Source organism: Natrialba asiatica DSM 12278 (assembly GCF_000337555.1).
Classification (GTDB): Archaea; Halobacteriota; Halobacteria; order Halobacteriales; family Natrialbaceae; genus Natrialba; species Natrialba asiatica.
Genome location: NZ_AOIO01000021.1, coordinates 1 through 13,859 on the forward strand (window position 1 = coordinate 1; position 13,859 = coordinate 13,859).

The following is a 13,859-nucleotide window of genomic DNA, read 5'->3' on the forward strand; positions in this document are numbered from 1 at the left end:
TGCCTGTCTCGAGACGATTCTCTCGACGCTGCCGGTCGGCATCACCGACACGACGCTCGTCGGCCCCGAGGATCGGCTTCGCTGCGAGCAGATCGAACAGCCGCGTGCGGGAAGACTCCTCGGAACGACCCGGCAGGTGGTGATCGTCGACGCACACGAGGATCTGCAGCCGAACGCGCTCGGCCAGGTCGTCGGTGCCGTCGACGGCGGCGGTCTGCTGATCCTGCTGACGCCTGCACTCGAGACGTGGCCCGACCGGCGAAACGGCTTCGACCAGTCGCTGGCCGTTCCGCCCTTCGCGATCGACGACGTGACCGGCCGGTTCAAACGCCGACTGGTCGAGACGATCCGGGAGCACCGCGGCATTGCAGTCGTCGAGTTCAGTGACGACCGGGACACGGGCAGCGCCGAGCCTGCGGCGCTCGCCGAGGACGAACTCGTCGCAAATGGCCTGACGAACCCCGCGCCGATCCTATCGACCCCGGACACTGCGCCCGCCGCAGGTATCCCACCCGACGCCGCGTTTCCAGCAGCCGCCTACGACGCCTGCCTCACCGATGACCAGGTCGGGGCGCTCGCCGCCTTCGAATCGCTCGCCGAACCCGGCCGAGCCGTCGTCCTCGACGCCGACCGCGGCCGCGGCAAATCGAGCGCCGCGGGGCTGGCCGCCGGCTGTTTCGCGCTTGCAGGTGACTCGGTGCTCGTCACCGCACCGTCGGTTGCCAACGCGACCGAACTGTTCGCCCGCGCCGACGAACTCGTCGCTGAACTCGACGCCGAGGCGGCCGTCTCGGAAGATTCCCGGGGTGCCCCTCGGGAGATAGACACGAGTTCAGGCGGGCGCGTCCGATTCCGTGACCCGTCCGCCGCGGCGAGCGAGTGCGAGGCGGCGGACGTCGTCGTCGTCGACGAAGCCGCCGCACTCCCGGTGTCGACGCTCGAGTCGTTCCTCGCCGCCGACCGCATCGCGTTCGCGACGACGATCCACGGCTACGAGGGGGCGGGGCGGGGCTTTTCCGTGCGGTTTCGCGACCGACTTGCCGAGAGCGACCACGACGTGACCGAGCGGACACTTGCCGCCCCGATCCGCTACGCAGCGGGCGATCCGATCGAGGTGTGGGCCTTCCGCGCGCTACTGCTCGACGCTCGGCCGCCCGTGGCTCCGCTCGTCGCCGACGCGACCCCGGATTCCGTCGAGTATCGCCGACTCGACCCCGACGAGCTGCTCGCAGACGAACGCTTGCTCCGGGAGGCCTTCGGGCTCCTCGTCCTCGCCCACTACCGCACCGAGCCGAACGACCTCGCCAGACTGCTTGACGCGCCGAATCTCGACGCCCGCGCGCTGGTTCACGACGGCCACGTCGTAAGCGTCGCGCTGCTCGCCCGCGAAGGTGACCTCGGTGCCGAGGCGCGAGCGATGATGTACGAGGGCGGGCGCATCCGCGGGAACATGCTCCCGGACGTGCTCACGAGCCAACTTCGCGACGAAGCGGCCGGCGAACCGGCCGGCGTGCGCGTCGTTCGTATCGCGACCCACCACGAGGTGCGCGCTCGCGGCCTCGGATCGCGCCTCCTCGAACGCGTGCGCGACGAGTTCGGTTCGACCGTCGACTGGCTCGGAACCGGCTTCGGCGCGACGCCGGACCTGCTCTCGTTCTGGCGCGAGAACGGCTTTCGAACACTGCACGTCTCGACGACGCGCAACGACGCGAGCGGGGAGTACTCGGCGCTCATGCTCGATCCGACGAGCGATACGGGCCGTGCACTTTACGACCGCCACGCCGAGCGATTCGCCCGCCGATTCCCCGCGCTCTGTACCGATTCACTCGCGGATTTGGACCCCGACGTGGCCCGCGAAGTACTGCGGAGCACCCCCGACGAGGCCGCGACGCCGCTCGAGTTCACCGATCACGAGTGGCGGATCGTCGCCGGGGCGGCCTACGGCCCCGGCCTGTTCGATGTCGATCCCGGTCCCTTCCGTGAACTCGCGGGTCGGTACTTCGTCACGAAGCCGGACGCTGTCGATCTCTCCGAACGCGAAGAGCGGCTGCTCGTCCTGCGGGTGCTTCAGGGAACGGATTGGGCGACGGTCGCGGATCGGCTCGAGTTCCACTCGTCGGGGCAGTGCATGCGGGCACTCGGTGAGGCGTTCCAGCCGCTGGTGGACGAATACGGATCGGAGGAAGCGCTGGAGATCCGAGACCGATTCGCTACCGAGTGAACGGCTCAGCCGAACAGTCGTCTGAGCACCGATTCAGGGAGGGCCCGTAACGCCCACGCGACCAGCCGCCAGCGACGCGTCACGTAGGCGTGAACGCGCTCGTCACGGATTGCATCCGCGATTTGACTCGCCGCCGTCTCCGGTGAACACTGCCAGAACGAGCCGTAAGAGAGTTCGGTGTCGACGAAGCCGGGTTCGATGGTCGTGATCGTCACGTTCGTGTCGGCACCGGCCTGTCGGCTTCGCAACCCCTCGAGATAGCGCGAGACGTACGCTTTCGAGGCGTTATAGGCCTGTGTTCCACCGTTACCGAAGCGAGCGGCGACGGAGGAAATCCCGACGAGATGGCCGTCCGAGTCACCCGGGGCGGTCGACCGGCGCTCGAACTGGTCCATTGCGGCCGTCGCGAGCGCGGTGAACCCGCGTACGTTGACATCGATCGTCCGGCGTTCGGTTTCCCAGTCGAGGTCGTAATTCGCATCGCCAACCCCGGCGCTGATGACGACGAGATCGACCGATTTCATCGCGTCGGCAAGCGATCGAAACCGGTCGCGGGCAGTGTCCGGCTCTGTGACGTCCATCGTTGCGACGTAGGCTTTCGTCGGGAGCGACGCGCCGAGGTCTTTGAGCCGGTCCGTTCGTCGTGCGGCCAGTCCGATTTCGTAGCCGTCGGCGGCGAGTTCACGCGCGAGGGCGGCTCCGATACCGGAGGAGGCACCGATGATGATCGCGCCGCGTGGATCGGCCGTCTGTGCTGTCATGTCACGAGATGGTCACGCGGCGACCGTAACAGTACTGATGGCGGTACGGCTTTGCCGTTCGCTGCCGTTGGGGCTCGTATGGTAGATGCGGGAATCGTGCTTGCGGTCGCGTTGCTCGTCGGCGGTGTCCTCGGGACGGTGGTGCCGCTCGTCCCAGGAGGGGCGCTCTCACTGGCGGGCGTGTATCTCTACTGGTGGCTCTCCGGATTCACAGCGCCGGGAACGATTGCGCTCGTCGTCCTCACGCTCCTTGGACTGGTGACGCTGTTTGTCGAACTCTTTGCGGGGTCGATCGCGGCACGAGCGGGCGGGGCCTCCTGGGTGACGACCGGACTCGCTGCTGTGGTCGGGATCGTGTTGATGTTTGCGACTGGTCCGCTTGGCTTACTGCTCGGGTTATTTGGTACTGTCTTCGTTGTGGAGTATCTGCGAGCCGGGGATCTAAACCGGAGCACGCAATCGGCGATCTACGCGACAGCCGGTATTCTGGCCTCGACGGCGATTCAGGTGTTGTTGACGGTGTCAATTCTCTGTGGATTTCTCGTCTCGGTTGCCGTTCAGTGAAAGATAAACTATCTTCCCGGAGAGTCTTCCAACTCTGACCGAATATACAAAAATACAACCATATATGGTCTAAAAAACTGAGATAGTCATCAGTGTGCCGGATTTGATTTAACACTCGTGGGTGTTGTAGGGCGAGACATGGCAGAAAAAGATCCCACGTCGCGGCGGACGGTCCTCAAAATATCCGGTGCCGTTGGTGCAGCCGGTCTTCTCGCAGGTTGCGCGGACAGCGGTGGCGGTGGAAACGGTGGCGGCAACGGCGGCGGAAACGGGGGCGGCAACGGCGGTGGCAATGGTGGCGGCAACGGCGGCACAGATGTCAGCGAGTGGGAAGGCGTCAGCGAAATCGAGCTCACCGGTGTGACGAGCGGATGGGAAGGGAATTCGCCGAGTCCGATCGAGGGGGAGACCAACCCCTCGCTGGTCCTCTTCGAAGGCGAGTCGTACGAAATCACCTGGGAGAACGGCGACGGAGCCAACCACAATCTCGAAATCGTCGACGAGAACGACGAAGTCGTCGACGATCTCTCGACCGAGCAAATGAACGAGGAAGGCGAAACCCAGACGCTCGAAATCGAGGAAGTCACGAGCGAGATGGCCGAATACGTCTGTCGCCCACACGAGAACCAGATGCGCGGAACGATCGACTTACAGCAGGGTTCGGGCGGCAACGGCGGTGGAAACGGTAACGAGACCGGCAACGGTAACGAGAGCGAAAACGGCAACGAAAGTATGGAGAACGGTAACGAGAGCGAAAACGGCAACGAAAGCATGGAGAACGGCAACGAGAGTAGCGAATAACCGCCCGTTGCACTCGTACTCGTACTGGAACTCGACGAGCGATCGTCCCAACCGAAGCGATACTATTTTTGCCGATATTTGCGCTCGACCAGCGTTCCGATCCACCAGTGCCACCGGCGCAGGCTCCGATCGCGGATCGCGACCAGTCCGGTCACGCCTCATACGGTCTGCTGGACCGGTTTTCAGTCGCGACCCAGGACGGTTGCGGGTGCGTCGACACGACTGCCAGCAGTCCGTATTAGTCGTGCGTGTAGTACGCTACCGTTTCGTCGCCATCGTGGTGATCGATTCGGGCGAATCCAATCCGTTCGAACTGCACCATCTCGTCCGATTCGAGTTCAGCAACGCCGGGTTCCGCTCGCCCGGAGACGTCGCCCGTGATCGTTCGCAACCGAACCGGGACGCTCTCGGCCGCTGGCACCCAGTGGACGACATCGACACCCTCCTCGCGGACCACGTCGATACCCGCACCGGTGAACTCGAGTCCGTCCGCAGTGGCCTCGACGCAGCCGAGTCCCTTGAGCCAGACGCGGGTTCCGTTGTCGGGGACGTCTGCCGGTTCGAGCAGGACTGCATCGTCGACGGGGATTTCGCGGACGCCACGCTCTTCGTGGTCCGGATGGAGCGGCGGATTGGCTTCTGCGGGCGGGTCGCCGCCGAGTGCGAGTTCGGTGCCGTCGCGGACGAGGAACCGACGGTCGGTTTCGTCGTCGATGAGGTCGCGGTTGTTCGCGTAGATGGCGCTCATCGCGAGGTCGACGTCGCTCGTCGAGGTGCCGAGTTCGACCATCGCGTCGACGATTGCCTCGCCGCGAACGCCCCGGCGGCGGAGGCTCTTGAGCGTCGGCGCGCGGGGGTCGTCCCAGCCGTCGAGTTCGCCCTCGTCGATCAGTTCGGAAATCGTCGAGGTGCTCATCTTCACGTCGTAGGCGTCGACCTGAACGTGGCCCCAGTGGATGACTTCGGGGTACTCCCAGTCGAAGTAGTCGTAGACGAACTGCTGTCGTTTCGCGGAGTCCTGCAGGTCGATCCCGCGGATGATGTGAGAGATTCCGAGCAGGTGATCGTCGATTCCGGACTGGAAGTCGAGCATCGGCCAGCACCGGTACTCGCTCGCCTCCTCGCGGGGGTGTGGCGTGTCGATCATCCGGAACGCAACCCAGTCGCGCAGGGCGGGGTTCTTGTGCTCGATATCGGTTTTGACCCGGAGCACCATCTCGCCGCTCTCGTACTCGCCGGCGATCATGTCCTCGAACTCTTCGTGGACGGTGTCTGTGTCCTTGTCGCGGTGCGGACAGGCCTCGCCCGCGTTTTTCAGCTCGGAGAAGGTCTCTCCCGAACAGGAACAAGTGTAGGCCCCGTCCATGTCGATCAGGTCGCGGGCGTGCTCGTAGTACGTCTCGAGCCGGTCGCTCGCTCGATACACGTCGTCTGGTTCGAACCCGAGGTAGTCGAGATCGTCGAGAATCGCATCGTAGGCGTCGAGATCCGGCCGTTTCGTCTCGGGATCCGTGTCGTCGAACCGGACGCAGAACCAGCCGTCGTAGCGATCGCGGTACGTGCCGATGACCGCCGGCATTCGCGCGTGGCCGACGTGCCACGGCCCGTTCGGGTTCGGCGCACACCGCATGCGGATCTCGTCGAACTCGTCGGCGTCCTCGGGAGCATCCCGACGAGCCTGCGAGTCGGAACTCGTGGAGTCGGGCTCTACGGCGTTGGGTAGTGCGGGCAGGTCGTGTTCGTCCGTCTCGTCTTCCGCCTCGAGTTCGGCGAGTTCCTCGGGCGCGAGTTCTTCGAGGCGCTCGCGTTTGGCGTCGTACGCGAGGTCGTTGACCCGGTCGACGACCCCGCCGGCAATGCCCGGAATCTCGTCTCCGTGCTCGCGGAACTCGGGGTTGTCGCCCATCAGCGGCCCCATGATCGCACCGACGTCGGCGTCGCTCTCGTGTTTGACGGCGTTCAACAGCGCGTGCTTCTCGACTTCGCGCTCGACGCGCTCGCGCAACTCGTCGTTCATTACCGAGCGGTATTCGTGCCCGGACCAAAACCTCCGCGGTGTTGGTCCGTCGGACCCGTCATCGGTTCCTCGGGTCGTCGATCCGCCGGCGGGCGGCCGCTCGATCTCCGGGGGAACTGCTACCCGTGTCCGTGACGAACGAGAACCATGGACACGATGTCTCGACCCGGAACGTCGTCGATACGGGACGGCCTCGTCGCGCTCGGACTCGTCCTGGGGGTGAACGCGCTCGGCGCGTCACCGGCGGTGTTCATCAGCTCCGACACGGCCTGGATTGATCGGCCGTGGTTCTATCCGCCGGAGATCGCCTTTCCGATCGTCTGGACGCTCCTGTTCACGCTGATGGGAGTGGCCCTGTTTCTCGTGTGGCGCCGCACCCGCGAACTCGGGCCCGGCCGCCGTCGGGACCTCGGCGTCGCGCTCGGGGCCTTCGTCGTCCAATTCGCGTTGAACTTCGCCTGGACGCCGGTGTTCTTCGGGCTCCGGCGGCCCGACCTCGGCCTCGTCGTCATCGGCGCCCTCTGGATCGCGGTGGTCGGCACGATCGTCGCGTTCGCTCGCCTCGATCGGCTAGCGGCCGGACTACTCGTGCCGTACCTCGGCTGGGTCTCGTTCGCGTTCGCCCTCAACTACGCGATCTACGCCGCCGGCTGATCGCTGCGTACGAGTCTTCGAAAAGCTGCGGACCGATCGGCGGCTCAGTAGCCGCGTTCGATCAAGTAGTCTCCGAGTTCACAGAGCAGGTCGCGGGCGTCGTTGTCCGGCAACACCTTGAGTCGGTTCTTGCCCTGGGTAACCAGATCGCGGGCGGTCTCGTTGGCGTAACTGATCGAGCCGGCGGCTTCGAGTTCGGCGACGGCGTCGTCGATTTCGGCCTCGGTGACGGCGTCGACGTCCGTGGTGTCGACGAGGTCCTCGACAGCGAGTCCCTGATCGCGGGCGTGGACGGTGATGAGCGTCTGCTTCTCCTCGACGAGGTCGCTACCGCGCTGTTTGCCGAGTTTGTCGCTCGGGACGGTGAGATCGAGCACGTCGTCCTGGATCTGGAAGGCGCGGCCGATGTCGAGCCCGTAGCCGTAGAGAGCATCGATCGTCTCTTGGTCTGCACCCTGTAGGATGGCCGGGAGACACGCGGAAGCAGCGTAGAGGACGGCGGTCTTCTGTTCGACCATCTCGAGGTACTCCTCGGGGACAATAGCGTCGCGCTCTTCGAAGGTCACGTCGAGTGCCTGGCCCTCGCAGATCTTCGTACAGGTCGTCGCGAGCACGTCGAGTGCGTCGACCATTCGGGACGGGTCCGCGCCCGCTTCGAGCATGATCTCGAAGGCCTTCGAGTAGAGCGTGTCGCCGGCCAGAATCGCCGTCTCGAGGTCGTACTCACGGTGGACGGCGGGGACGCCCCGTCGGAGGTCGTCGTCGTCCATGATGTCGTCGTGGATCAGCGTAAACGACTGGATGACCTCGACGCTGACGGCGGCGTCCATGAGATCGATCGTCTCGCCGGTCAGTGTCGGGAACGTCCGGTAATCCGTCGTCAACGGCTCGACATCCGCGAGCGCTTCGGCCGTTGCGAGCAAGACGGTCGGTCGCAAGCGTTTCCCGCCCGCGTCGAGGAGGTATCGCGAGGCCTCGTAGAGCCGTTCTGGCCGCTGGATCGGCAACTCCTCGGGAATCGCGTCGTTAACCAGTTCGCGGCGCTCTCGAACCGCTTCGAGTACCGCCTCCTCACGTGCCTTGGGGGTTGTCATATCACTCGACAAGCTGGATAAGGTTCCCGTTGCGCGTCGCGTGGAGGTCCCGACCAAGCTGGTATCCCTGGTTCTCGGCGAGGTCGATGTACTTGGCCAGGTGCTCTAGGTCCTGGTGGGCAGGGATGATGTTCTGCGGTTGGAGCGCGTCGAGCATCTGATAGTGGCCCTCCTGGTTCATGTGGCCGGAGACGTGGATGTCGTCGTAGATGCGGGCACCCTGCATGCCGAGCAACTTCTCGGCCTGGTAGCGCTGCCCCTCGTTGGTCGGTTCGGGGATAACGCGAGCCGAGAAGACGACCTTGTCACCGTTGTCCAGTTCGTACGGCGTCTCGCCGCGGGCCATTCGCGTCAGCATCGCGCGTGGCTCTCCCTGGTGGCCGGTGACGACGGGGAGGAAGTTCTCCTTGCCCTCGTTCATGATTCGCTTGAAGGTGCGGTCGACGGACTTGCGGTGCCCGAACATTCCCAGATCCGTCGGGAAGTCGACGAAGTCGAGTCGTTCCGCGGTGCCGGAGTACTTCTCCATCGAGCGTCCGAGCAAGACCGGCTGACGACCGATATCGTCTGCGAACTCGACGAGGCTCTTCACGCGGGCGATGTGACTCGAGAACGTCGTCGCGACGATCCCGCCGTCGTAGTCCTCCATGCTGTAGAGGGTGTCCCGAAGGTGTTCGCGAGCGACGTTCTCCGAGGGCGTCCGTCCCTTCCGCCCAGCGTTCGTACAGTCCTCAATATAACAGAGAACGCCTTCGCCCTCGCGACCGATCTCGCGGAACCGTTCCATGTCGATCGGATCGCCGAGCACCGGCGTGTGGTCCATGCGCTTGTCCAGCCCGTAGACGACCGCGCCTTCGGGCGTGTGAAGTACCGGGTTGATCGCGTCGATGATCGAGTGCGTGACGTTGACGAACTCGAGATCGACCTTGCCGGAGTCGCCGATCGACATCGTCTCGCCGGCGTCCATCTTGACCAGGTCGTTCTCGACGCCGAACTTCTGCTCGCTCTCGATCTGCTGTTTGACCAGTTCGATCGTAAACGGCGTGGCGACGATCGGCGCGTCGTACCGGTGGGCCAACTTCGAGATGGCACCGATGTGGTCCAGGTGTCCGTGCGTCGGCACGATAGCCTGCACGTCGCCTTCGAGGTCGCTCATGACCCGATCGTCCGGGATTGCGCCCATGTCGATCAGGTCGAGACTGTGCATCCGCTCGGTTTCGACGTTGTCGTGGATCAGAACCTGCGAGAGGTTCAGTCCCATGTCGAAGATAACGACGTCGTCACCGGCGCGAACGGCAGTCATCTGCCGTCCGACTTCTTCGTAGCCGCCAATTGTTGCAATTTCGATTTCCATAGTTCGTAGCACTGAAAGTCCGTATGACTCTCATCGAAACAGTCCGCGGACTTCGATTCATCCGGCCCCGGCGTCTTACAGCACGTCGGCCATCCCGCTATGCGTTCGGCAACCCGTGATTAGCCGACGTTCTCCGGCCAACCACACCGAGACGCACTTGCCCGCGGGTTTCGCTACCCCCATCTACACGCCCGGGTGTTAAAAACACAGTGGGTTACACATTACCGGTCCCGGGGCGAGAAGCCGGTCAGAACAGCCTTACTGAACCGTCGTTCCCGGGTTCTCACCTGCGAGAAACCGCCCGATTCCTTCGAGTCCGAAAATCGATGCCTCGGCGTCGAGTTCGAGAAGCGCCCGTACCTTCGCGGCCATCCCGCCGGTCACGTCGGTCGATTCGCTCTCGCCGAGTACGTCCGCGACGGCGTCGAACGAGCCGATTTCTGGGACGACCGTATCCGCGTCGTCGAGGACGCCGGGGACCGTCGAACAGAGGCCGATCCGATCCGCATCGAGACTGCGAGCGAGTTCAGCGACGAGTTCGTCGCCGCTGACGACGGTCGCGCCTTCGCCGACGTGGGCGACGAGGTCGCCGTGGAGGACCGGAACGAATCCCTCTCCGACGAGCGTTTCGACCTGCCCGCTCGGGAGCGCGAGTTCGCCGTCGGCATCGCGGTGGGCCGCCGAGAACGGATGCACCGGCACCGCCGGCACGTCCCGTTCCAGCAGGCGGCTCAGGACGAACTCGTTCAGCGTCGTCATCGCGCCGTGGATGTCGTGGACGGCGGCCGGATCGTAGCTTCCCGTAGTCGTGGTCACGCCGTGTTCGCTCGCGTTGTGGTGGCCGAAGCTGCCGCCGCCGTGGACGATGACGAGTTCGTCGACCGCGCCGTCTCCGCCCGCACCGAACGAACTCGCGATCGCATCCGCCGCTGCGGCGAGCGACCGCCCGTCGAGCGTTTCCGGGCGGTCCTTGTCGGTGATCGCGCTGCCGCCGAGTTTCAGGACGATCATTCGATCCGGCGCACCCCCTCCTCGGCGAGTTCGGCGCGGAACGCATCCTCGCAGCCCGGGGTGAACGACAGGGCCGTCTCGGTTTCCTCGGTCGGGTCGAGGGCGACGATACAGCCGCCGCCGCCGGCACCCGTCAGCTTCGCGCCGTCGGCCCCGGCGTCGCGGGCCGCCCAAACCATCGTCTCGAGCGAGCGCGAGGAGACGCCAAGCGCCGAGAGCAGCCCGTGGTTGAAGTTCATGAGTCGCCCGAGTTCAGCGACGTCGCCGTCGGCCAGTACGTCCTCCCCGTTTCTGACGATGTCGCCGATCGCTTCGACCGTGTCCGCGGCGAACTCGTACTCCTCGCGGAGGGTGCGCACGCCGGAAACGAGTTCGCCCGTCTCGCCGGCTCCGCCGTCGAAGCCGATCACGAGGGGGAGATCAGGGGCCTCAATCGACCGGCAATCGTCACCCTCGACGCGGACCGCACCGCCCGTCGCCGAACAGAACGTGTCCGCGCGTGACGCCTGGCCGTCCTGGACCTCGTGCTCGGTTCGGTAGGCGCGTTCGGCGAGTTCGGCCGGCTCGAGCGTCGTTCCGAGCGCGCGGGTGCCGGCGTCGATCGCCGCGACGACGACCGCCGCGGAGGAGCCAAGGCCCGCCCCGAGCGGGATATCGCTCTCGATCGTCACGTCGAAGCCGACGTCCTCCTCGCCGGTAACTTCACGAACCTGCTCGATCGCGCTGTCGACGTACTGCGTTGCGGCCATGAGCAGCGACTCCGATGCGTTGACATCGGGCCGCTCGTCGGCCCCGCCGCCGTACTCGACCGTAAAGCCATCCAGACTGAGATCCTCGGCGTGAACTCGCAGTTTACTGTCGTCCCGGCGTTCGACGCCGACCCGTGCTCGCACCTCGATCGCACACGGGACGGCGGGTTCGCCGTAGACGACCGCGTGCTCCCCGAACAGATAGACCTTCCCGGGGGCGCTCGAAACTGTCATGTCCGGCCGTTCGTACGACGACGATTAATACCTATCCTCTCGGATTCTTCGGTTCTCGGTAGTTCCGTTGATCGTGTTTCACGGGGGAACGCAACTGTCCGGTATCCTGCCGGATATCACTCGGTATGACGTGGAGACAGGGATCGCCCTTGTCGCATACGGCGTCCCGTTTCGGCCGGGACACGTTTGGTTATAAATAAGTTCTGGTGGCTTGCTGATCGCCACAGCCGGTACCGGCGTATATGCCGGCTTGATTCGAGGCTTGATGTAGATGCAACTACGACCATCCGATCGACCCGAGGACCATCGACGACGGCGGTTGCTTCGAACCGTCGGTGCAGCGGTCACGACTGGGACAGTAATTTCGACGGCAGGCTGTCTCGCTTCACTACCGATGCTCGGCCAGCAGATACGATACGCGGACGTCGACGTTCCGAATTCCGGCGAGCCGATCTACCGGGAATGGATCCCGGCAGCGTCGGCGCTCGACGGCAGCAACGACAACTGGGCGAACGTGATGTATGCGACGCCCGGTGAGATGGGCGAGTCCGTCATCGGCGCTCGATACAGCATGACGGACGCGCTTTTGCGAGCGCAGATGGACTATCTCGGCGTCGGGTACGAAAACTACGAACGCGTCGTCGGTACCGGCCCGGTAATTATCGGACTCGGATCGTTTACTGCGGCGACCGTTCGCGAGACGATCCTCGAGAGCGGCTACGAGCGTCTCGGTTCCTACGAAGGATACGACTGCTTCGAACGAACCGATCTCACCCGCGGTGTCGCCGTTCGTGATGGCGTCATAATTTTTCGCCGCCGAAAGAACGACGGCGGCTCGCTCGACGTAGTCGACCTCGAGACGGCTATCGATGCGGGTGCTGGCCGAATCGAACGACACTACGAGGCTGACGACCGGTTCGAGCGACTCACTCGAGCAGCGGGCTCTCGCCCGGAACTACAGGTTATGCGGAGTAAGAGCCTTCTCAACGGCGATCTTGTCGATAAATTCGACGTTCGATGGTCGTCGATGGGGTACACCTTCGACGAGGACAGAATCTATCACCAATTCGTCCACGTCTGCGGGGAAGAGCCGTCACTCTCCGAACGGCGCGTCAAAGCCGTCCTCGAACATGACAATCGAGCCCTCGACGCGTATGCGGTGGACGTGACGATCGACGACCCGATTCTGCAGATCGACATGAGCGAATCACACGCCGCCGCTCGCGACCGATCGTCGTCCGATGGCGTAACGTACCCACAGATTACGTGGGGTGTCCGGACGGTGGCCGATGGCGAACAGATCGAACTCTCCCACGATGGCGGTGACGCCGTCGACGCAAACCGCCTCACCGTCACGTACGGTGCGAATTTCGACACCGAACCGAAACCCGATCGGCAGTTCGCAGACGAGTTCGAAACCGTCGAATCGGGTGCGTCCCTGACACTCGATATTACCGATCGTCCACAGGAGGTGTCGGTAACGGTGGGCTATCGCCCTCGTGAGTCGAGTTCGCTCACAGTCCTCTTTCGAGTCGATCCGTCGTTCGTATGAGGTGCAAGCACAACAGGTGATTCAGTTGTGTCTCGCACGTCACCGGTCGCGAGCAGCCACTGTCCCTCGACCGGCCGATCCGAACGATTCCGGGCGCGCTATCATCGTCGCTCGTCGTTCGAAGCGACTATCTATCAACTACCGAACGTACTACCCGTGAGCGAGGACCTGCCGCTCGATACCGTCGTTGCGCTCCTCGATGACGAGTACGCTCGTTCGATCCTCACAGCGACACGCACCGAAGCCATGTCCGCCAACGAACTGACCGACCACTGTGACGCCTCGCTCTCGACTATCTGTCGCCGCCTGGAGCAGCTCGAAGCGGCGAATCTCGTTCGCGAGCGCACCCGGCCGCGCGCCGACGGACACCACGACACGATCTACGTTGCGACCTTAGAGGAGTTCCGGCTTCGACTCGACGATGAGGGATTTACGTTCAATCTTCGCTACCGCGACGAAGATGCCGCCGATCGGCTCAAACGACTGTGGGGTGACCTCTAATGCTTCCCGGCGTTCGTCCGATCGAACTCGCCGTTGGAGCGCTCGCTGCCGGTGCAACCCTCCTCGGACTGTACATCGGGTACCAGGCGTTCCGTGCCTGGGGCCGCCACCGTGACCCATCGATGCGGTATCTCGCCCTCGGCTTGCTCCTCCTGACGGTCGGGACGTATTCGATGTCGTTCGTCGGGACCGTCCTCATCAACTTGCGGCTTCTCTCGCTACCGCAGCAGGACTGGTTCTGGCTCGCCGTTCACACCGCCCAATTTACTGGCCTGGCACTGATCGCCTACGCGCTCCATCGCCGCCCCTGATCCCCGCGACGCTCGACGCCACCGCCGTCCTGATA

Annotated in this window: 12 protein-coding genes and 1 pseudogene; 7 read left to right on the forward strand and 6 right to left on the reverse strand. The window is 64.3% G+C overall.

The window, feature by feature from the left end:
- On the forward strand, positions 1 to 2,221 hold a 2,221-nt coding region (tmcA, locus tag C481_RS06510; protein ID WP_006108362.1), incomplete at its 5' end, for a tRNA(Met) cytidine acetyltransferase TmcA.
- A 5-nt stretch (positions 2,222 to 2,226) separates the two neighbouring features.
- Here the strand turns inward: tmcA and C481_RS06515 are convergent.
- Positions 2,227 to 2,982, reverse strand: coding sequence for an SDR family NAD(P)-dependent oxidoreductase (locus tag C481_RS06515; RefSeq protein ID WP_006108363.1), 756 nt, complete (start codon positions 2,980 to 2,982; stop codon positions 2,227 to 2,229).
- A 78-nt stretch (positions 2,983 to 3,060) separates the two neighbouring features.
- On the opposite strand from C481_RS06515, the gene C481_RS06520 reads away from it, so the two are divergent.
- Both C481_RS06520 and C481_RS06525 read left to right on the forward strand, forming a co-directional pair.
- Positions 3,061 to 3,546, forward strand: a complete 486-nt coding sequence (locus tag C481_RS06520) for a DUF456 domain-containing protein (RefSeq protein ID WP_006108364.1) — start codon at positions 3,061 to 3,063, stop codon at positions 3,544 to 3,546.
- A 138-nt stretch (positions 3,547 to 3,684) separates the two neighbouring features.
- Positions 3,685 to 4,347 (forward strand): plastocyanin/azurin family copper-binding protein, encoded by a 663-nt coding sequence (locus tag C481_RS06525; protein ID WP_006108365.1) that lies wholly within the window; start codon positions 3,685 to 3,687, stop codon positions 4,345 to 4,347.
- Between the two features lie 238 nt (positions 4,348 to 4,585).
- Here C481_RS06525 and C481_RS06530 read toward each other — a convergent pair whose 3' ends face one another.
- Complete coding sequence (locus C481_RS06530) at positions 4,586 to 6,364, reverse strand: glutamate--tRNA ligase (RefSeq protein WP_006108366.1); 1,779 nt, start codon at positions 6,362 to 6,364, stop codon at positions 4,586 to 4,588.
- 147 nt (positions 6,365 to 6,511) lie between these two features.
- Between C481_RS06530 and C481_RS06535 the strand changes: the two genes are divergently transcribed.
- A complete protein-coding gene (locus C481_RS06535; protein ID WP_006108367.1) occupies positions 6,512 to 7,018 on the forward strand; it encodes a TspO/MBR family protein in 507 nt (168 codons plus the stop codon).
- A 44-nt stretch (positions 7,019 to 7,062) separates the two neighbouring features.
- Here C481_RS06535 and idsA3 read toward each other — a convergent pair whose 3' ends face one another.
- From idsA3 to mvk, 4 genes and pseudogenes are all read right to left on the reverse strand, one after another.
- A complete protein-coding gene (idsA3, locus tag C481_RS06540; RefSeq protein ID WP_006108368.1) occupies positions 7,063 to 8,112 on the reverse strand; it encodes a geranylfarnesyl diphosphate synthase in 1,050 nt (349 codons plus the stop codon).
- Between the two features lies 1 nt (position 8,113).
- A complete protein-coding gene (locus C481_RS06545; RefSeq protein WP_006108369.1) occupies positions 8,114 to 9,466 on the reverse strand; it encodes a ribonuclease J in 1,353 nt (450 codons plus the stop codon).
- A gap of 258 nt (positions 9,467 to 9,724) precedes the next feature.
- Positions 9,725 to 10,477, reverse strand: coding sequence for an isopentenyl phosphate kinase (locus tag C481_RS06550; RefSeq protein WP_006108370.1), 753 nt, complete (start codon positions 10,475 to 10,477; stop codon positions 9,725 to 9,727).
- Positions 10,474 to 11,463 (reverse strand): annotated as a pseudogene (mvk, locus tag C481_RS06555) (mevalonate kinase); the annotation flags it as partial. The gene C481_RS06550 and the pseudogene mvk, both read right to left, overlap by 4 nt.
- Positions 11,464 to 11,731: 268 nt before the next feature.
- Here mvk and C481_RS06560 point away from each other — a divergent pair.
- The 3 genes from C481_RS06560 to C481_RS06570 all read left to right on the forward strand — a co-directional run bounded on the left by C481_RS06560 (position 11,732) and on the right by C481_RS06570 (position 13,824).
- A complete protein-coding gene (locus C481_RS06560; protein WP_006108372.1) occupies positions 11,732 to 13,012 on the forward strand; it encodes a hypothetical protein in 1,281 nt (426 codons plus the stop codon).
- Positions 13,013 to 13,168: 156 nt separating this feature from the next.
- On the forward strand, positions 13,169 to 13,513 hold the full coding sequence (locus tag C481_RS06565) for a winged helix-turn-helix domain-containing protein (protein WP_006108373.1): 345 nt from the start codon (positions 13,169 to 13,171) through the stop codon (positions 13,511 to 13,513).
- On the forward strand, positions 13,513 to 13,824 hold the full coding sequence (locus tag C481_RS06570) for a DUF7521 family protein (RefSeq protein WP_006108374.1): 312 nt from the start codon (positions 13,513 to 13,515) through the stop codon (positions 13,822 to 13,824). The genes C481_RS06565 and C481_RS06570 overlap by 1 nt, the downstream gene beginning before the upstream one ends.
- Positions 13,825 to 13,859: the final 35 nt, after the last annotated feature.

What these genes read in the sequence shown, in the direction of transcription:
- C481_RS06550 (WP_006108370.1), bottom strand. Translation starts at nt 10,477, where the DNA reads ATGATCGTCCTGAAACTCGGCGGCAGCGCGATCACCGACAAGGACCGC.
- C481_RS06525 (WP_006108365.1), top strand. Translation starts at nt 3,685, where the DNA reads ATGGCAGAAAAAGATCCCACGTCGCGGCGGACGGTCCTCAAAATATCC.
- C481_RS06535 (WP_006108367.1), top strand. Translation starts at nt 6,512, where the DNA reads ATGGACACGATGTCTCGACCCGGAACGTCGTCGATACGGGACGGCCTC.
- idsA3 (WP_006108368.1), bottom strand. Translation starts at nt 8,112, where the DNA reads ATGACAACCCCCAAGGCACGTGAGGAGGCGGTACTCGAAGCGGTTCGA.
- C481_RS06570 (WP_006108374.1), top strand. Translation starts at nt 13,513, where the DNA reads ATGCTTCCCGGCGTTCGTCCGATCGAACTCGCCGTTGGAGCGCTCGCT.
- C481_RS06515 (WP_006108363.1), bottom strand. Translation starts at nt 2,982, where the DNA reads ATGACAGCACAGACGGCCGATCCACGCGGCGCGATCATCATCGGTGCC.
- C481_RS06520 (WP_006108364.1), top strand. Translation starts at nt 3,061, where the DNA reads ATGGTAGATGCGGGAATCGTGCTTGCGGTCGCGTTGCTCGTCGGCGGT.
- C481_RS06560 (WP_006108372.1), top strand. Translation starts at nt 11,732, where the DNA reads ATGCAACTACGACCATCCGATCGACCCGAGGACCATCGACGACGGCGG.
- C481_RS06530 (WP_006108366.1), bottom strand. Translation starts at nt 6,364, where the DNA reads ATGAACGACGAGTTGCGCGAGCGCGTCGAGCGCGAAGTCGAGAAGCAC.
- C481_RS06545 (WP_006108369.1), bottom strand. Translation starts at nt 9,466, where the DNA reads ATGGAAATCGAAATTGCAACAATTGGCGGCTACGAAGAAGTCGGACGG.